This is a genomic window from Brochothrix campestris FSL F6-1037, assembly GCF_000525915.1.
GTDB classification, from domain to species: Bacteria; Bacillota; Bacilli; order Lactobacillales; family Listeriaceae; genus Brochothrix; species Brochothrix campestris.
Genome location: NZ_AODH01000006.1, coordinates 18,385 through 37,977 on the forward strand (window position 1 = coordinate 18,385; position 19,593 = coordinate 37,977).

The 19,593-nt window shown below is 39.8% G+C and carries 19 protein-coding genes; 5 read left to right on the plus strand and 14 right to left on the minus strand.

Features of this window, described 5'->3' with window-relative positions; genetic code table 11:
- Positions 1-44 precede the first annotated feature (44 nt).
- The 6 genes from BCAMP_RS13685 to BCAMP_RS13695 all read right to left on the minus strand — a co-directional run bounded on the left by BCAMP_RS13685 (position 45) and on the right by BCAMP_RS13695 (position 5,423).
- The gene (locus BCAMP_RS13685) at positions 45-992 is read right to left on the minus strand and encodes an alpha-mannosidase (RefSeq protein WP_198015674.1); all 948 of its coding nucleotides are present in this window, start codon (positions 990-992) and stop codon (positions 45-47) included.
- A gap of 22 nt (positions 993-1,014) precedes the next feature.
- Positions 1,015-1,467, minus strand: a complete 453-nt coding sequence (locus tag BCAMP_RS01645; protein ID WP_035313153.1) for a PTS sugar transporter subunit IIA — start codon at positions 1,465-1,467, stop codon at positions 1,015-1,017.
- Positions 1,468-1,487: 20 nt separating this feature from the next.
- Positions 1,488-2,966, minus strand: a complete 1,479-nt coding sequence (locus BCAMP_RS01650; protein WP_232217883.1) for a PTS fructose transporter subunit IIC — start codon at positions 2,964-2,966, stop codon at positions 1,488-1,490.
- 231 nt (positions 2,967-3,197) lie between these two features.
- Positions 3,198-3,887, minus strand: a complete 690-nt coding sequence (locus BCAMP_RS01655) for a response regulator (protein WP_035313157.1) — start codon at positions 3,885-3,887, stop codon at positions 3,198-3,200.
- Positions 3,884-4,405, minus strand: coding sequence for a hypothetical protein (locus BCAMP_RS13690; RefSeq protein WP_232217884.1), 522 nt, complete (start codon positions 4,403-4,405; stop codon positions 3,884-3,886). Before BCAMP_RS13690 ends, BCAMP_RS01655 begins: the two co-directional genes overlap by 4 nt.
- Before the next feature lie 13 nt (positions 4,406-4,418).
- Entirely contained in the window at positions 4,419-5,423 is a 1,005-nt protein-coding gene (locus tag BCAMP_RS13695) for a sensor histidine kinase (protein ID WP_198015676.1), read from the minus strand.
- Between the two features lie 387 nt (positions 5,424-5,810).
- Between BCAMP_RS13695 and BCAMP_RS01665 the strand changes: the two genes are divergently transcribed.
- A complete protein-coding gene (locus tag BCAMP_RS01665) occupies positions 5,811-7,139 on the plus strand; it encodes a 2-hydroxycarboxylate transporter family protein (RefSeq protein WP_035313158.1) in 1,329 nt (442 codons plus the stop codon).
- 45 nt (positions 7,140-7,184) lie between these two features.
- Positions 7,185-8,342 carry an NAD(P)-dependent malic enzyme gene (locus BCAMP_RS01670; RefSeq protein WP_035313162.1) on the plus strand — a complete coding sequence of 386 codons (1,158 nt, stop codon included), beginning with the start codon at positions 7,185-7,187 and terminating at the stop codon, positions 8,340-8,342.
- Positions 8,343-8,495: 153 nt separating this feature from the next.
- Here the strand turns inward: BCAMP_RS01670 and guaA are convergent, their stop codons facing one another.
- The 3 genes from guaA to BCAMP_RS01685 all read right to left on the minus strand — a co-directional run bounded on the left by guaA (position 8,496) and on the right by BCAMP_RS01685 (position 12,490).
- The gene (gene guaA, locus BCAMP_RS01675) at positions 8,496-10,031 is read right to left on the minus strand and encodes a glutamine-hydrolyzing GMP synthase (protein WP_035313184.1); all 1,536 of its coding nucleotides are present in this window, start codon (positions 10,029-10,031) and stop codon (positions 8,496-8,498) included.
- Positions 10,032-10,159: 128 nt separating this feature from the next.
- Complete coding sequence (gene nadE, locus BCAMP_RS01680) at positions 10,160-10,981, minus strand: ammonia-dependent NAD(+) synthetase (protein WP_035313164.1); 822 nt, start codon at positions 10,979-10,981, stop codon at positions 10,160-10,162.
- 15 nt (positions 10,982-10,996) lie between these two features.
- Positions 10,997-12,490, minus strand: a complete 1,494-nt coding sequence (locus BCAMP_RS01685; protein WP_035313165.1) for a nicotinate phosphoribosyltransferase — start codon at positions 12,488-12,490, stop codon at positions 10,997-10,999.
- A gap of 209 nt (positions 12,491-12,699) precedes the next feature.
- Here BCAMP_RS01685 and mscL point away from each other — a divergent pair, with 209 nt between their 5' ends.
- The 3 genes from mscL (at position 12,700) to BCAMP_RS01700 (ending at position 14,726) form a co-directional block, all read left to right on the plus strand.
- Positions 12,700-13,062, plus strand: a complete 363-nt coding sequence (gene mscL, locus BCAMP_RS01690) for a large conductance mechanosensitive channel protein MscL (RefSeq protein ID WP_035313167.1) — start codon at positions 12,700-12,702, stop codon at positions 13,060-13,062.
- Positions 13,063-13,474: 412 nt separating this feature from the next.
- The gene (locus BCAMP_RS12320; protein ID WP_051456796.1) at positions 13,475-14,287 is read left to right on the plus strand and encodes a glycoside hydrolase family 73 protein; all 813 of its coding nucleotides are present in this window, start codon (positions 13,475-13,477) and stop codon (positions 14,285-14,287) included.
- Positions 14,256-14,726, plus strand: coding sequence for a LysM peptidoglycan-binding domain-containing protein (locus tag BCAMP_RS01700; protein ID WP_035313171.1), 471 nt, complete (start codon positions 14,256-14,258; stop codon positions 14,724-14,726). Before BCAMP_RS12320 ends, BCAMP_RS01700 begins: the two co-directional genes overlap by 32 nt.
- Positions 14,727-14,779: 53 nt before the next feature.
- Here the strand turns inward: BCAMP_RS01700 and rapZ are convergent, their stop codons facing one another.
- From rapZ to BCAMP_RS14585, 5 genes are all read right to left on the minus strand, one after another.
- Positions 14,780-15,658, minus strand: coding sequence for an RNase adapter RapZ (gene rapZ / locus BCAMP_RS01705; RefSeq protein WP_035313173.1), 879 nt, complete (start codon positions 15,656-15,658; stop codon positions 14,780-14,782).
- Between the two features lie 20 nt (positions 15,659-15,678).
- Positions 15,679-17,409 (minus strand): phospho-sugar mutase, encoded by a 1,731-nt coding sequence (locus tag BCAMP_RS01710; RefSeq protein WP_035313175.1) that lies wholly within the window; start codon positions 17,407-17,409, stop codon positions 15,679-15,681.
- A gap of 45 nt (positions 17,410-17,454) precedes the next feature.
- Positions 17,455-18,411 (minus strand): glycosyltransferase family 2 protein, encoded by a 957-nt coding sequence (locus BCAMP_RS01715; RefSeq protein ID WP_035313177.1) that lies wholly within the window; start codon positions 18,409-18,411, stop codon positions 17,455-17,457.
- 77 nt (positions 18,412-18,488) lie between these two features.
- Entirely contained in the window at positions 18,489-19,010 is a 522-nt protein-coding gene (locus BCAMP_RS14580; RefSeq protein ID WP_084038432.1) for a CDP-glycerol glycerophosphotransferase family protein, read from the minus strand.
- A 32-nt stretch (positions 19,011-19,042) separates the two neighbouring features.
- Complete coding sequence (locus BCAMP_RS14585) at positions 19,043-19,504, minus strand: CDP-glycerol glycerophosphotransferase family protein (RefSeq protein ID WP_035313180.1); 462 nt, start codon at positions 19,502-19,504, stop codon at positions 19,043-19,045.
- Positions 19,505-19,593 lie beyond the last annotated feature (89 nt).

Consider the following 19,593-nt stretch of genomic DNA (forward strand, 5'->3'; position numbering starts at 1 on the left):
CGCTATCGTGGGCTTGATTTTTACAAAGTAGTTTCCAAATACGTTCAACGACCCCTTTTTTTTGTCGCTAAACCGGCCTGCTGTGCTCTTACAAGCAGCGGCTCGAGTTGATAGATGAGCCGACGTTCTAACTTGTCGTTCCATTGTTTATGATCATAGCGTGATGAATAAATCGAGCGATGAATTTTGGAAACAGCACCATCCGCTAATTCACCCTTAATCCGTGGTATTTTTTCGGTATCGAGCGCTTTAAAGAAGGCCTGATAGTTGCTTTCGACCAACTCATATTGCCCGTTGAAGGCCTTGTTGTAGGCTGAGATACGCTCACCTAGCTGATAGTCGACGTAACGTTGATCGCCTCCGACAGGTAATAGAAGCTCGTCACTCGTTGCGCCCTCCGCAATTTGTGTTAACATTGTTTCATTCACATCTTGTTCAATTAAACCGACTCCGACAAAATAGCCGTCTTTAATGTTAGCCACCGTCACAACTGAGCCATCTTCACTCGCCCACTGAAATTCACGGACGCGCGTTTGTTTGTGAGAGACACCGCGCCAAAAGACCGCTTCGGTCATGCCAAAGCCATTATATATTTTAGGCATGTCTTTACCTTGACCAAATGAATCAGGGAGATAGCCTATCTTCATTGCACCACCAAGTTTGTTTGCTTGGGCCATGCCAATGTTGAGGTTTCGTACAATTGACTCTCCCGCAATAATGAGTTCATCTGTTTGGGTGTACCATGGGCCAATTTGTAAGCGGTTGGCTCGCACGAGTCGTTCGATTCGCGGTGCCTGTTCAGGGCACGTTGCTAAATATTCATCCAGAATGCTCATTTGACCATCGAGTAAATAATAAGCGATTTTTTGCTCCTCTAACGCCTGTAGTACCTCATCCATCTGGTAGACGAATTGAATGAACGATTCGTTATTGGTGAAATACCACTCAAAATCCCAATGGGTATGGTGAATTACATGTACTTTTTTTGTCATTGTCAGCACCCTCTATTTCAATTTAGAAATCAATCTCATTAATTAACGCCGCTAACGTCACGGGGTCTTGTTCATGTAACACATTTGAACGAAACTCAGCATCAATTAAACGACGCGCAATCAAACTGAGTAATTTCAAATGTTCGGCGGCCCCTTCATTTGGAATGGTTAGAGCAAAAGCGACATGAATGGCTTTGCCATCGAGCGCCTGCCAGTCGATGGGATGCTTAAAGCGCACTAAAAACAACCCTGGCTTGATCACGAATTCCCCTTGACTGTGGGGAATCGCTAAATGATCTTTGAACCCTGTTGTGGCCTCGGATTCTCGTTGTTGCAAACCTAATTTATAGCCCGTTTCATCGGTGACATAGCCTCGTTCATAGGCAAAGTGGGCAATGACTTGAAAAGCCTCTGCCTGCGTTGTGGCTGTTTCATCAAACAAAAGATGGGTCTCGTTAAAAATCGTTGGGTTCATCTGCTATTGCCTCCTTTAAATTACTTACTCGTTATCGTGGTACGATTTTTACGCATGACACCAATGAGTAGCGCTGTCGTTAAAATCCCTGCACACACACATAAAATCCACGTGATAAACGGAATCGGTTGTTCCACGTAACCTACGAATGTACCTAACGGCGAGCCAATTCCACCGAAGAACTTACAACCCGTGGCAGCCACTAATCCTCCGGCGACGGCCGAACCAGCGACATTGGCGACAATCATCCGCAAGGGATCGGCGGCGACAAACGGGATTGCGCCTTCGGTCACACCGACGATGCCCATCCCAAAAGCGGCACTGGCTGCCACTTTTTCATCTTGTGAAAACTTCCGTTTAAATAAAATCGTCGCTAACCACACACCAAGGGGTGCAACTGAAATAGCGGCTTGCGTCGCTGTTTGTGGCACGAAATTAGTCCCATCAACGCCGTATTTTGCCATTGTATCGGTGAACACTGCCGTCCCAAAAACGAGGGCCGTTTTATTGACGGGACCACCTAAGTCAAAGCCAATCATCGCACCACAGACAACCCCGATAATAATCGGCGCACCGGCGTATGATTTATTAAGCGTATCGAGCCCACTGTACATCGCATCCATCCCGTGTGCTAAGGGTGAACCAATCACATAGAGCACGATTAAGGTAATAAGACCGGTTGCGACAAAGGGAATAATCATAATCGGTACAACAGGTTGAATCAATTTTGGAAATTTGATTTTCTTCAAACCTTTGACCATGTAGCCGACGATAAAGGCAACGAGGATGGCTCCGATAAAACCACCTCCTGCTTCTGCCCCTAAAAAGTCTGGATCATTGGCCAAATAAGCGCCAATCATTGCCGGCGCAATCGCGGGTTTATCCGCAATGGAGTTGGCAACAAAACCGGCGAACAACGGAATCATCAATTTAAAACCAATTTGGCCGACGTAAAATAGTTTCGACATTAAAAAACCCATCTGCGTCTGCGTATCAAAGCCCCAGTTGACAATCCGTCCTAAATCATCACGTTGAAAAGCGTATAAATTGGCAATTAATAAAATCAAACCGGCGGCGACAACCATCGGCACCATGTAGGAAATTCCACTCATTAAATGCGTGAAAATTGTCGTTTTTTCAGTGTCGTTGCCAATTTGAACTTTACCCACCTTCGAGCCTTTTTTTCCGAATACCTCTGCTTCACTGAAGGCTGTTGCGATTAAACCTTTGGCATCTTCAATTGCTGGTATTGATTTCGTTACATACAGTCGTTTACCGGTAAAGCGAATCGGATCGATTTTAATATCCGACGCCACGATAACAAGGTCTGCGGACGCAATATCGGCCGCACTTAACACGTTTTCGGCACCAATCGCTCCATTTGTTTCAACTTTCACGTCATACCCTAATGCTTTTGCGGCTTGTTCTAACGATTCGGCGGCCATATATGTGTGGGCAATCCCCGTTGCACAAGCCGTTACTGCGACAATCTTTTTCATCAAATCCCCCCAAAATTTCAATTTAGAAGCGCTTTCATACGCTTAATATACTATAGATGAACGAAATTAACTACTAGTCCTTAACAACTAGGTCGTAGTTTCAGAAGTTAGACATATGTCGGTTTTTTTATCAGCGTTCTGTTGGTTAAGTAAAAAAACAACTCGGAGTGAGTTGTTTTGTATTGAATACATGCTAATCTTTCACGGCCGATAAAAGCATATGTCTCCTTACTAATCACCTGGCAGCAAGTAATAGTAGCATTTATACGGGCGACCAATTTTGGTATAAATACTTTTAACTTCCAAGTGCTTTATTGACTCTAAATAATACAGATATTTACGTACAGAAACATGTGATAAGCCCGTTAATTGAACAACTTCATGGACTCTAAACGGTTGTTCCAATTTCACTATTACGCTTGTAATTAAGTGTAATGTTTCCTTTGACAAGCCTTTTTCTAGCACCTTGCTCTGCTTTGTTAATCCCTCTTGACATGATGATTCACCTGTCAGATAATCAATCATTTTTTGGTTCAGTGTTTCCTCAAGTAGTTTTTCGGATTTTTCAAAAAAACGATTGATACTTTTTTCAAATCTGTCAAATGTGAACGGTTTAATTAAGTAATCAAGCGCACCTAACTGAAAACTCGATTGCACACAACTTGTTTCATTAGCCGCTGTAATTAATATTACCTCTACTTTTATTAATTCATGCCGGATTATGCGTAACATATCCAATCCATTATTTTCTTTTAAATGTATATCTAGTAAAATTAGATCTACGCTTTTATCTTTAAGTAATTCGATTGCACTTTCCACATAATTTGCTGAATAGACATTTTCAAACCGATTAATTCTTTCTAAATAATTTCTATGAATAAACTCAACCATCGGATCGTCTTCAACAATTAATACATTCATAATAAGTCTCCTTCATATTTAATTTTAAAAATGAAAATCATCTCTGTTGGCTTTTTATCAATAAAAAAACTACCTTCTGTCGCCTTTAGTAGCTCCTTAAAATAATTTCCTTTAAAGATGCTGATTATTTTTTGACATTCTTCTTTATTTCGCTTTGTTTTATATTTTGAAATTAATTGTTCCTTTTCACAAGAAATGATTACCGCTAATTCTTGTGGACCTTGCTCTTCAATAAAAACATGGTGTATGTAGCGATATAAATTAACAATAGCAATTGTTTTTTCATAGTTTAAATTATTTGGCAGTTCAGAAGCTACCTCTATCTGTAAACTAATATTATAATTCGAAAAAGTCTCCCTTTCTCCTACTAAAAAACCTGCAATCATCGGGTTTTTCACCAAGATAGAAATGCTATTGGTAAACATTTCTTCGGGCGCTAAAATATCATTGAGATATATTTTCAACTGGATATATGCCTCTAAATCAACCAAACCATAAATGACATGTAGTTTGTTCATAAATTCATGTGATTTATTTTGTAATGTCGATGCATACGAGGTTGTATTCTCCAATTGATCCATAACTAATAGTGATGCAGTTGCATTTCGCAAAAAAAACGATAAAGCCCACTGTTTTTTTTCTAACTACTATCGGTGCAATCGAAATAAGATAATCTTGTCCATTTTGACGATACAGCTGTTCGTCCTTCTTCTTAAAATCATAATGATCATTATCCTGTATTAAGACATCAATACCTTTTCCTTCAAGCAAAGAGAACTCTCCACCCAATTGGACATACAAAGTTTTTGCTGCCGTATTTGCTAAGGTAATTATCCGTTGATTATCTGTTACCAAAATCACATCTTTTGTCTCGTTAAGCATCGCATTTCTTTCTTCTAACAACCTAGTTATTTCTTTAGGTTCTAGATTGAGTAATTGACGTTTCAAGTAATATGCAACTAGAGATGAACCCATTAAAGCTATCAAAATACTAATCGTAAGTGAACATGCATATTCCTCACTTGCATGTTCAACTAACGCTTCTAAATTCGGTAACTTTATTCCAATTGCAACGACACCAATTTGTTCTGATCCTGAAAATATTGGAACAAATCCTCGAAGCGACTGACCTAACGTACCATTGCTAATGGATATTTGTTCTTTCCCTAAAAGCGCTTCTTTCTCATCACCACCTTCAAATCGTTGCCCAATTTCATTTGTATTCGGATGAGTGAGACGAATACCATCCATGTTCATAATAACAACAAAATCCAACCCATGTATTTCTGCTATTTTGTTTGTATACTGCTCCAATGCTACCGACGATTTATTCGATTGCAATGCACGTTTAATGCTATCTTCTATTGCTAATTGTTTGCCTATTCCCAGTAACAACTTTTCCTCTTCCTTTTTTATCTGCTTTTTATTCTCGTGAATAATCAATCCATAAACGACCGTATTTGATACGATTAATACTGCAATGAAAATAACAGATAATAGTAACCATAAACTGATACCCTTCTTCATAAATTTCATTAGAAAGTCACTCTCCTCCTCTCATTAAAAATAAACTTACTTTTTCCGCACTCCTCTTAAATCTTATATCTGTGGTACTAAGTTAGCTTCACTCTACTCCATTTTACACTATGATTAAATGTTTATTCAGTTTTTTAATCCAAAGAACTAGTCATAAGGACACATTTGAGTCATTGCGTTTTTAGTTTAACATCCATATGAATGCTTCTTGTTTTTCATTTTTTATCTCAACAGCTAACTTTTTCTGTCTTTTAAAGTAAGTTGTGGTTTGAATTTCTTGCCGAAGGTCATTTAAACTAATTAAACTACTTAAATTAGTTTAATTAACTTCATTATTTTTATACATGCCTCTAAACTAAACGTATAAGAAAGATAGGAGGCTACATAATGAAAAATAACAAACTAGTCACAACATCCGATACAAAAAGTCATTTTATTGGAAGATGGATGGAAATACGGATTGGTTATACTCCACTACCTGTCTACATTGTTTTAGCAACTATTATAATGATTACGGCATTCTTACAACAATTACCAGTAAACATGCTCGGTGGCTTTGCCGTTATCTTAACGATGGGATGGTTACTAGGTACAATCGGTGCAAATCTTCCTGTACTAAAACACTTTGGTGGCCCAGCTATTTTATCTTTACTTTTACCTTCGATATTAGTTTTTTTCAACTTAATTAATCAAAACGTGTTGGATTCGGCCAATATTTTAATGAAAGAAGCTAATTTTTTATATTTCTATATTGCATGTTTAGTTTGCGGAAGTATCCTTGGAATGAATCGTAAAATACTTGTCCAAGGGCTAATGAGAATGATTGTACCCATGATGGCTGGGATGATTTGTGCAATGGGAGTAGGAACCGCTGTCGGTGTTCTTTTGGGGTTAGATTGGAAGCATACTCTTTTCTTCATTGTCACTCCAGTACTAGCAGGAGGTATTGGTGAAGGAATTCTTCCTTTATCTTTAGGATACAGCGCTATCGTCGGTACTGGTAGTGAACAACTCGTAGCTCAACTTATACCAGCAACAATTATTGGTAATTTTTTTGCCATTATGTGCGCTGCTCTTTTATCGCGATTCGGTGAAAAACATCCTAAATATTCAGGTAATGGGCAACTTGTAAAGACTTCAAATGTAGACGATATGGCGGATTCACTCGATGAAGACAAGCGGCCTCTCGATATAAAATTAATGGGTGCTGGTGTTCTTGTTGCCTGTACACTTTTTATAACAGGTAGCTTATTACAGCATTTGACAGGCTTTCCTGGTCCAGTTTTAATGATTCTGGTTGCTGCCTTTTGTAAATATATCAACATTGTGCCAAAAGAAACACAATTAGGGTCAAAACAATTATATAAGTTCATTTCAGGAAATTTCACTTTTCCGTTAATGGTTGGTTTAGGTTTATTGTATATACCATTAAAAGATGTTGTTGGCGCATTGTCTTGGCAGTATTTCATTGTGGTTATCAGCGTGGTTTTCACAGTAATCGCTACCGGGTTCATCGTTTCACGTTTTATGAATATGTATCAGGTCGAAGCCGCAATTGTTTCTGCCTGTCAAAGCGGGATGGGGGGAACTGGTGACGTTGCGATTTTAAGCGCGACGAATCGTATGAATCTAATGCCCTTTGCCCAAGTTGCTACACGCTTAGGAGGTGCTATAACAGTAATTATCATGACTGCTCTTTTAAAAATATTCTTTTAAGTAGACTTAATAAAAAAAAAATACTATCACATTGGAGGAATAAAAATGATGAAAAATGTTACAGATTTAGCAATTGAGCAAGCCCGACTAAATGGCGGAAAAATAGCCACGGTATCTAAAGTAAACATCAATACACGCCATGATTTGAGTGTTGCATACACGCCTGGTGTAGCTGCCGTTTCTTCACTTATTGCAGCGGACAAACGTCTAGCTCGTGAACTCACCATTAAGAAAAACACAGTTGCTGTCATTAGCGATGGTTCTGCGGTATTAGGTTTAGGCAATATCGGAGCTGAAGCATCACTCCCTGTTATGGAAGGTAAAGCCGCTTTGTTTAAACGTTTCGCTAACGTTGATTCTGTGCCAATTGTTTTAGATACACAGAACACTGAGGAAATCATTCGTATTTGCAAGGCTATTTCACCTACCTTTGGAGGGATTAATTTAGAAGATATTAGCGCACCGAGATGCTTTGAAATCGAAAAACGTTTGATAGCTGAATGTGACATTCCCGTCTTTCATGATGATCAACATGGCACCGCAATTGTCGTTTTAGCAGCGGTTTATAACAGCCTCAAACTCATTAACACTAACTTAGCTGATGTGAAAATTGTGATAAACGGAGGTGGATCTGCTGGTTTATCTATTGCTAAAAAGTTCCTGGCAGCTGGTGCTGAAAATATTATAGTAGTCGATAAATCAGGCATTATAAGTGAAAGTGACGTTGCCTCTTTGGCTCCTCATCATCTTGAGATTGCAAAAGTAACAAATAAAAGCAATCTTTGTGGTACACTCGAAGATGCCTTAATAGATGCAAATATTTTTATAGGCGTCTCTGCTCCTGGTGCTCTTCATAAAGAATGGATTAAGAAAATGGCTGATAAACCAATCATTTTCGCTATGGCTAATCCCGTTCCTGAAATTTTCCCTGATGAGGCACTGGAAGCTGGTGCCTATATAGTCGGTACAGGCCGCAGTGATTTTCCTAATCAAATCAATAATGTCCTAGCTTTCCCGGGTATTTTTCGAGGCGCCTTGGATGCTAAAGCAACTAAAATAACCGAAAAAATGCAACTTGCTGCTGCAGCAGGTATCGCTAGTTTAGTCCCGGAAAACGAGCTGAGTCCCACTAACATTATTCCTGATGTGTTTCAAGAAGGGGTCGCTAGAGTGGTTGCTAAGGCTGTGATAGCTTCTTTTTAACTAAAAGAATTGAATGCTTGTTCTGATAGTGAAAATGTAACTTAACACGAATGATAAACGGGCAGGCTATTAATCTTGCCTTTTCAATAGGACATAAAAAAAACCGTCACTCCTCAGAGTGACGGTTTTCCTTTGACTATTGATAAAGTGAGCTTATTCCCACTCAATTGTTGCTGGTGGTTTAGACGTAATGTCGTACGCGACACGGTTAACGTGAGCCACTTCATTGACGATACGTTGTGAGATAACTTCAAGCACTTCGTAAGGAATACGCGCCCAGTCACCTGTCATACCATCGATTGAAGTAACGGCACGAACAACCACTGTGTGATCATACGTACGTTCGTCACCCATTACCCCAACGCTTAACACGTTTGGTAAACAAGTGAAGTATTGCCAGATGTCACGGTCAAGGCCGGCTTTAGCAATTTCGTAACGTAAAATCGCATCTGATTCACGCACGATTTCAAGTTTATCTTCGGTTACTTCACCAAGTACACGAATACCTAAACCAGGACCAGGGAACGGTTGACGCCAAACAAGTTTTTCAGGCATACCTAATTCGATCCCTAACGCACGCACTTCGTCTTTAAATAAAGTGTTTAATGGTTCGATTAATTCGAATTGCATGTCTTCTGGTAAACCACCCACGTTATGGTGTGATTTAATTGTTTGCGCCGTTGCTGTCCCTGATTCAATGACGTCAGTATATAACGTCCCTTGAGCTAAGAAGTCAACGCCATCTAACTTAGTCGCTTCATCATCAAACACGTAGATGAATTCGTTACCAATGATTTTACGTTTTTTCTCTGGATCAGACACGCCCGCTAATTTACTCATAAAGCGTTCTTTTGCATCTACTTTGATGATGTTCATGTTAAAGTCACCGTATAATGTTTCCATTACTTGCGTGCCTTCATCTTTACGTAACAAGCCATGATCAACAAAGATACAGGTTAATTGATCGCCAATTGCACGGTGAATTAACACACCAACAACTGATGAATCAACCCCACCACTTAACGCAAGTAAGACTTTTTTGTCGCCTACTTTTTCGCGGATAGCCGCCACTTGTGCGTCAACAAAGTTTTCCATTGTCCAATCGCCTTTACAGCCACAAATATCAATCGCAAATTGACGTAACAATTCATTACCATAAACAGAATGACGTACTTCTGGATGGAATTGCACCGCATAAATGCGACGTGCTTCGTCAGCAATTGCAGTAATTGGGCATGATGGGCTTGTTGCTGTAATCGCAAAGCCAGCTGGGGCTTCAACAACTTTATCGCCATGACTCATCCAAACCACTTGGTCGTTTGGTGTGCCATTGAATAATGGGGCATTATCAATCACGTTGATTGATGCTTTACCATATTCACGGTTTGTTGCGCCTTCAACACGGCCACCGAAGTGTGTACTTAACAATTGCATACCGTAACAAATACCTAAAACAGGGATACCCATGTCGAAGAGACGTTCATCACAACGGAAGGCATCTTCATCATACACACTGTTTGGTCCACCAGATAAAATAATACCTGTTGGGTTCAAGGCTTTCATTTCTTCTAATGTAATTGTGTGTTCATGTAATTCACTGTATACACCAAATTCACGAATACGACGTGTAATCAATTGATTATATTGGCTACCAAAGTCTAAGACAATGATTTTTTCTACATCTTGCATCGGTTTAATACTTCCCAAAAATGTCACCCCACTCAAATATTTAGCTCTAGGCTATATCTTACTTATGATAACGAAAAAACACGTGTCAGTCAAGATAATTAGTCGAAAAAAGACCGCTTTTTTACGCTTTATTTTTTCCAAAATGAATCGAACACGGTAATCGGTAAATGCCGTTTATGTTCGGATTTGATGTACCATCCTTCGATTTTAGCCTGTGCCGTTTCGGACACAGCTTTGCCTTCGAGGTAGTCATCAATTTCATCATAGGTAACACCTAAGGCCACTTCATCGGATAAGGCTGGTCGATCTTCTTCCAAGTCAGCTGTCGGTGTTTTTGTATAGAGATGTTCCGGGCAACCTAAGGCTTGCAATAACGCACGACCTTGGCGTTTATTAAGACGGAACAACGGATTCAAATCGGTGCCACCGTCGCCATACTTCGTATAAAAACCAGTAATCGCTTCAGCCGCATGATCGGTTCCGATAACAGCACCCCCGCGGGCACCGGCAATCGCATACTGTGTCACCATTCGTTCACGCGCCTTAATGTTACCTTTCACGAAGTCACTTAAGTTCACACCAGCCGCCACAAGGGCCGCTTCAGTCGCGTCAACACTCGCTTTAATATTAACGGTCACTAATTCATCGGCCGCAATAAAAGCAAGGGCATCTTGAGCATCGGCTTCATCCAATTGCACCCCATAAGGTAGGCGCACGGTCACTAACCGCACATCGGCTCCTTCGGCCCGTGCTTCTTCAACCGCAATTTGGGCTAAGCGCCCCGCCAAGGTTGAATCTTGACCGCCACTTACTGCCAACACGAGTGTTTTTAAAAACGGGTGTTGTTTTAAATAGTCTTTCATAAAAGCAACACTTGTGCGAATTTCGGCTTGCACGTCAATCACAGGCTTCGTATGCAAGGTTGCAATAATTTCCGTTTGTAACGACATCTTCAGCACTCCTTTTTATAGTTCTGACCGATCAAAGTGAACACTGGTTGTTTCTTTGACATGGTCACGAATTTGTTTAATGTTTTCGTTGCGGTTTTCCCAACATTTATCGCTGAGGTCGACCGGGTATTCTTCTGGGTTTGAAATGCGTAAGTACTCATCCCACAACACTTTTTTACGCTCTTCGGCAAAGGCTTTAATCTCTTTCACATGTGGTAGATCATAAACGAGCTCACCATCGACAAATATATCGTGTAAGATTTCTTTGGCCGTAAAGTTTGAAACATCTTTTTGGATGTACGTGTGTACTGGATGGAACATCGTTAAGGTCTCGACACCGTCCATTGACTCATCGGCGAGGGTAATGTAGTCGCCTTCAGAATGTTGGCTCTCATTATCGATGATACGGAAGATGTTTTTGCGTCCTGGTGTTGTGACTTTCGAGCTGTTGCTTGACAGTTTAATCGTATCGGTATAATGGCCTTCATCATCGGCAATCGCCACCATCTTATAAACACCACCCAATGACGGTTGATCGTATGCGGTAATTAACTTTGTTCCCACACCCCACGTATCGATGCGGGCATTTTGGGCTTTGAGATGCATAATCATGTTTTCATCTAAATCATTCGAGGCCACAATCTTCGCATCTGGATAACCGGCGTCATCGAGCATTTCACGCGCTTTTTTAGATAGGAAGCTTAAATCGCCACTATCAATCCGAATGCCGGCAAAATTAATTTTATCGCCGAACTCATTCGCGACTTTAATTGCATTGGGAATGCCTGAATGTAATGTATCGTACGTATCAACTAAGAAAACGCAGTCCTTATGGCTTGTTGCATACTTTGTAAAGGCGACATATTCATCTTTGTACGCCTGAATCATCGCATGCGCATGTGTGCCTGACACAGGAATATCGAACAGTTTACCGGCACGAACGTTACTGGTTGAATCAAACCCTCCAATATAAGCCGAACGTGTGCCCCATAAAGCGGCATCAAATTCTTGGGCACGACGGGTACCAAATTCCATTACCGAGGCTTCAGGACCCGCGACGTAACGAATACGTGACGCCTTCGTTGCAATCAGCGTCTGATAGTTAATCGCATTCAACACTGCGGTTTCAATCAATTGACACTCTGCCAAGCCCGCTTCGACTTGAATAATCGGTTCGTTGTTAAAGACAATTTCGCCTTCAAGTACACTTCTAATCTTACCTTTGAACTTAAAGTCTTTTAAATACTGTAAAAAGGCTTCAGGATAATCGGTGTTTTCGCGTAAATAAGCAATATCTGAATCGGTAAAGGTCAATGTTTGAATGTAGCGAATGACACGTTCAAGACCTGCAAAAACAGCAAAGCCTGCATCAAAAGGCATTTTACGAAAATAAGCCTCAAACACCGCTTTTCTGTCAGCAATCCCATCTTCCCAGTATACTTTCATCATATTGATTTGATAAAAATCCGTGTGAAGAGAATAGCTATCATCAGGATAATTCGTCGTCATATTAATACTTCCTCTCGCATTTCATGCTATTTTTTGTACTCACCTTATTATACACATCTTTGCATAACAGGTGAACAAACTTTGCTTATTTTAACGGTGTCTTCGCGTATTTATGGATTTTATAATTGTTTTTTTGTTTAGGCATTGCTAATCTCGCAAATATATCAGATAATTGTAGATGTACTATAATTTTTAGGGAGGTTATACATATGTGGAAAGAATTCAAAGAGTTTGCACTTAAGGGCAATGTGCTTGACTTAGCGGTCGGGGTTATTATCGGCGGCGCGTTCGGTGTCATTGTTAAATCACTCGTTGATGATATCATTATGCCATTAGTCGGAATTATCATTGGCGGGATCAATGTGTCTGACTTAGCAATCAAAGTTGGCGAAGCTACCTTAAAATACGGCTTGTTTTTACAATCGATCATTAACTTTTTAATTATCGCGTTCTCAATCTTCATGTTCTTGAAAGTCGCGAATACATTAATGCGTAAACGCGGTCAAGAAGCTGAAGTTGTTGAAGCTGTTGAAGAAACAAAAACAGAACAATACTTAAAAAGAAATCGCTGAACTGCTTGCTGAAAAGAAAGCCTAATTAAAAAGCGTCATAATAGAACTGTAAATCGCTACGTTTCAAACAGTGATTTGCAGTTTTTTTCTGTTATCACGTATTCATACTTATATTAAGGGCTTTTTTTCGATTAAGCAGCTAACAATCGGGGAGAGAGTATCTTATTACAGGGGGGTCAATCTTACTTGTTTCATTGGTTGCTGTTCCACTTCATTTAAATCCCTTTACCTCGACTATTCCCCCTCCAATTCATGTACATTTGCTCTTTTTTGAGAAAAACCCTCAAAAAAAAAAGTACCATTAAGCTCATCATTTGGTATAATTAATATAAGTATGAAGACCTAATGTACAATTGGCTCTAAATACACATCATCTTACTATTAACTTCAATTTAAAGGAGCAAATACAAATATGAAGAAAACTACAATAATTACAGGACTTAGTGCAATTGCCCTAAGTTCAGTAGTCCCGACCGCTTCAGCAGATACAACGACAAACGATAGCTATACGGTTCAAGCTGGGGATACTCTCCAAAAAATCGCTGCAAAATTCGGCGTTACTGTGGATACGTTACGTGCTAACAATCAATTAGGCAAGTACCTTACGATTGGACAAAAATTAATAATCACACAAACATCAGCCAATTTCACTGATACAAGCCAAGCACTTCCTTCCGGTAGTACAGCAGAATTTGCTAACGCGTTGGCAGCAACAGCTAGTCAAACCAATTTAAGCGATCATTACTTTACAAGTGTCATGATTGCGCAAGCGATTTTAGAATCACAGAGTGGGCGATCAGGACTGGCTCAAAACTACAATAACTACTTTGGCATTAAAGGTGCTTATGAAGGACAGAGCATTAATCTTTCAACGCAAGAAGAAGTTAAAGGTAGTTACACTACGATTAATGCAAGTTTCAGAGTTTACCCTTCACCAGCTGCCTCTGTACAAGATTATGTCGATCTTTTCACACGTACAAGTTGGGCAAGTTCACATTATGCTAAATTCATTAATGCCAAGACGCCTGCAGAAGCTACACAGGCTTTAACAGGAATCTATGCTACCGACAGTGCTTATGGCACAAAATTACTCCAATTAATAAATACTTATCAGTTAGAGCAATACGATACACAGGCTGCTAATAATCCAAACACTACTGGAGACACAACCTTCACTACGTATAAAGTAAAAGATGGTGATACGCTTAAAAAAAATTGCGACTAAATATAAAACAACCTATGAAGCGATTGCTGCAACTAATAAAATTGCCGCACCATATACAATTTATCCTAAGCAAGAACTTAAAATTGCCATTATTAAAACGCCCACACAGGTCAAAACTTATACGGTTAAAAAAGGCGACACATTAAGCGCTATTGCTTACAAACACAAAATGACGTACACTGACCTGGCTGCCATCAATCACATTACGTCACCATACACTATCCAAGTGGGTCAAGTGATTTCCTTAGCCAAAAATGAAAACAACTCAACTGTCGCACCCTCAAAACCAGTTGTAACGCAATCTTACACAGTCAAAAAAGGTGATACCCTTTCTAAGATTGCCGCTAAATACAGTAAAACTTGGTCTGAACTGCAAAAGATTAATAACTTGAAAAACCCTAACCAACTATCAGTGGGTCAAAAACTAACAATTAAATAACCAAGCGATAACAAAAGGGAGGCCCATTTGAATATAGTGGGTCTCCCTTTTGCTTATTTATCGTGTAAATGCTTAGTAACATCTCGATGAGTCAAGGTGGTTTGATAGTTCGTTTCTAATGCTTGTGCGATATAGCGAGCTAGCGATACCGAGCGATGTTGACCACCGGTACAACCAATCGCGATAAGGAGCTGTGTTTTTCCTTCTCGTTTATACTTTGGCAAGCTATAAACTAATAAATCGAGTAGCTTATCAAGAAACTGCTCTGTATCGGGCCACTTCATCACATAATTATAGACATTATCTTCGAGGCCGGTTTGCGCTCGCATCACTTCATCATAAAACGGATTGGGTAAAAAACGGACATCAAACACAAGATCAGCATCAATCGGAATACCGTATTTAAAACCAAATGACATCACGTTGACATTAAAGACAGCTTCTGTTCCATTTAAAAAGTGAACCATTAATTTTTCACGTAATTGTTTCGGTTTCAACACACTTGTATCCAGTACAAGCTGTGAAACGCTCTTCAAAAAGGCTAATAGTTCCCGTTCTCGTTTAATACCTGAATACGTTGATTTCCCAGCGGCTAATGGATGTGAACGCCGTGTTTCTTTATAGCGGGTGACGAGGATTTCATCATCAGCATCAAGAAATAAAATGGTTAAATCGAGTCCAGCTTGCTTTATCAGATCACCAATATAATCATCAATTGATCCAAAGAAATCTTGCGATCGTAAATCCATTACCACGGCAATTTTATTTTTGCCTGAATTGTGCATCAGCTCCCAAAATTTAGGCAATAATAACGGTGGTAAATTATCAACACAAAAGTAATCCATATCTTCAAACGCTTGCACAGCAACGGACTTACCAGCCCCTGACATACCTGTGATGATGACTAATTCAACTTCGTTTAGTTTCTCCATTAACACTCATCCTTATTTAATTATTGGACTAACATCGTGACAGCTGTTTTTATACGCATTAGTTTATCAGCTGCTTTCATGGCTGTATCTGCTGAAACACAGTAGTAAAACTTGATTTTGGGTTCTGTTCCTGATGGTCGCACGCAGAACCATGAACCGTCTTCTAGATAGAACTTCAGAACGTCTGCTTGTGGCAAATCAAGTGTCGTGATTGTCGATGCCAAACAATCAGTTCGTGTTTGTTTCGCAAAATCTTCAATTACAACAACGTTTAAATCCGCTACTGTTTGTGGTGGTGTCGTCTTGAAGTTCGTCATGATACGGTTGATTTCTGCGACACCCTGCATGCCATCTAACGTAAGTGATACGACTTCGTCGCTGTAGTAGCCAAATTGGTCATATAATTTTTCTAAGCCTTCTAATACGGTCAACCCTGCTTGTTTGTATGCTAAGGTTAACTCTGCAAACATTAAACCTGCTTGCAAGGCATCCTTATCGCGTGTGAATGCTTTTAGCATATATCCATTACTCTCTTCGTAACCGAACTGATAAACAAATTTTTTATCTGCTTGCCACTGTGCAATTTTTTCACCGATATATTTAAAGCCAGTTAAGACTTCAAACATTGCCACGTCATAATGTGCCGCAATTTTACGGCCAATATCGCTCGTAACAATCGATTTAACGACTGCTGCGTTGTGCGGTAGTAAGCCCGACTGTTTACGTTGATCCAAGACATAATTTAAGATTAATGCCCCAATTTGATTACCCGATAAAATTTGATATCGTCCATTACTATCTGGCACTGCAACGCCAAGTCGATCAGCATCTGGATCAGTCGCTAACAAAACATCAGCGGCGATTTCATCACCCACTCTAATCGCATAGTTAAATGCTTCAATATTTTCAGGATTTGGTGAGTTGACCGTAGAAAATTCAGGATCGGGATTCATTTGTTTAGTGACATACTCAACATTGGTAAAACCGGCCACTTCTAACACTTGCGGCATGAGAACACCGCCCGTACCATGTAGTGGTGTATAAACGATGCCGACATCGTTACCATGTTTACGAATCAATGAGTCATTAATAACCACCGACTCCAAATCACATAAGTAAGGTTTATCGACGAGTTCACTAATCACTTTGATTTTCCCTTGTTCAATCGCCATTTCCGTATCAACTGCTGCCAACGTCAATTCGCGGCCTTTAAGCTGTTCTAAGTTCGCGACAATGGCAGCCACAGCAGATGGAGTCATTTGGGCTCCATCTTCACCGTACACTTTAAAACCATTATACTGCGCAGGGTTATGGCTTGCCGTTATCATAATACCATTATACGCTTTTAAATAACGAATCGCGTATGATAATTCAGGTGTTGGACGCAGACTTTCAAAGACGTAGGCCTTGATTTCATGCAATGCGAGCACACTGGCGGCAATATAGGCGAATTCTTGTGAGAAATGACGTGAATCATAAGCGATGACGACACCTCGTTTAACTGCCAACTTCCCCTGTGATAGGATGTATTGCGCTAAACCTTCACTCACCCAACGGATGGTGTATTCATTCAAACGATTAGTACCGACACCTAATACACCACGCATACCAGCTGTACCAAATTCGATATATTTATAGAAATGATCTTCTAGCTCGGTTTTATCCAATTTAATTTCATCTAATTCCTGTCGATTTAGCTCATTTAATTGCTCGAATTCATCCCAGTTATGAAACGCTTTTTTCCAACTCATTGTTTGCTTACCTCCAAAAACTTAACTAGCGTTAAGCTCAAATTTTTAGTTTTTTTTCTGCTGAGGATCAATTTTCTTATCATTGAATTGATCGATAAAATACAACGGTCTGTTTTTAGATTCGTTAAAGATACGTCCTAAATATTCACCGATTACACCTAGACTAATCAATTGAATACCACCAAGAAACAAAATCATGATCATCAATGACGGGTAGCCTGAGACATCTGAACCAAATAATAAGGTTTTTATTAAAATAACAATCATATAAATAAATGCGATGATCGATACGATAAACCCCGCCACAGTTGATATTCGCAATGGTACTGTTGTGAAGGATGTGAATCCTTCAATCGCTAAGTTAATTAAATTTAAATAATTCCATTTTGTCTTGCCTGCGGCTCGAGGCTGCCGATCAAACAACAATTCTTTTTTCTTATAGCCAATCCAACTAAACAGTCCTTTGGTATAACGTTGCGTTTCACGCATCTGCTTGAGTGCATCGACACATCGTCGGTCAAGTAAGCGAAAATCACCGGTATCTCTCTGCAAGGGAATACGGGTGGTTTTTTGTAACATTGCATAGTAACGTTGCGATGTTATTTTTTTCAACCAAGACTCGCCTTTACGACTGCGTCTTTTTGCATAGACATCATCATAGCCCTGTTCCCACCAATATACCATTTCTTCTATTAATGCGGGTGGATCTTGTAAATCAGCATCTAAAATAACAACGGCATCACCAGTTGCATAATCCAAGCCCGCAATCATGGCTGTTTCTTTACCATAGTTTCGTGATAAAGCTAGTATTTGAACACGTTGATCCTTTTGACGATAGTGATTAAGATGCATTAGCGTTCCATCAGCACTACCATCATCAACAAATAAATACTCAAAAGCATACAAAGGCAGCTTTTGTGACATAGCTATTAACGCTTCATATAATACACCAATAACTTCTTCTTCATTGTATGCAGGAATCACAATTGTGATTTTTTTCATCGATCCACCTCCAATTCAAACCATCAAACTTCGTCATTGTTATTATAACAGGTATTGCTGAGATTGACCGTATTGACCTACGATGCTAAATATGTGGATAATTTTGAAACTGCTTCACCAACAGTATATTGATTCCACCTTTGATTGTATGATTGAAAATCAAACGTCTCTGGGATCGCAATGGCCCGACTTACTTGTGCAGTCGTCGTTACAATCTTGCCAGGTAGCATTTTTTTCCAACTTGGTTGCAAACCTTGGAGCGAGTCGTATTCCTGTTGGTCGTAGCAATAAAATAGCATTTGGGGCACCTTCGCTAATAGCGAAACTTCAAACGGAATCGACGAATAATCACTAATGATTAAATCAGCCGCGGGATAATAGGTCCTGATATCATCGGATACTGGGACAATTTTCACAAAGTCATCTTCAATAAGATTCCCCTGAGCCACCCGAGGATGTAACTTTATTAACAGTAACGCCTGATGTTGATGTTCTTGACGCAATAGATCGATGTCAAGGGCAATTTCATTATTATTACGATACGTTGGTGCATATAACAACAGTTTTTTGGTACTGCTAACTTGGTATCGTGCACGTATCTTTTTTTTTCAAATCTGACATTTTTTCCAAATCAAAATAGGCATCGGTTCGCGGCAGACCAAATGGCAACTTTTTTTTTCGATGTGGCCGCTAGAGACCGACCAAAAATAGCCATCATCTGATCTGATCCGACAACGTAGCTATCTGTATAGTCGTACACTTTTGCAAAACGTTGCTTATCTGCCAGTGAACGATTTACGTTAGCTTTATTTTCACTACCGAACGTTTTTATCGCACCATTTGCATGCCAGACTTGGATGCATTCACAGGTGGCTCGTTTCGGCAAGGCACCTAAAAAGGCGAAGTAATTATCAATTACGATTTTTTGTGCGCTTACGAGCGACGGTACACAGTAAAAAATATGCCAGCCGTCACATCTCATCGAACGAATCGACGGATTTAACTCCTTTAAGGCTACAGTTGCACTGCTCTCATACAAAACAATTACCTGCCGTTGTGGAAAACGTTTATATAACTCATTTGCTACTGGCACACAGTTATCACCAAAAGATGCGATAAATACGATTTTATATTACGCTGTGAGACACGCTCCAGAAAGAGCGCGTAAACACGTATGATAAA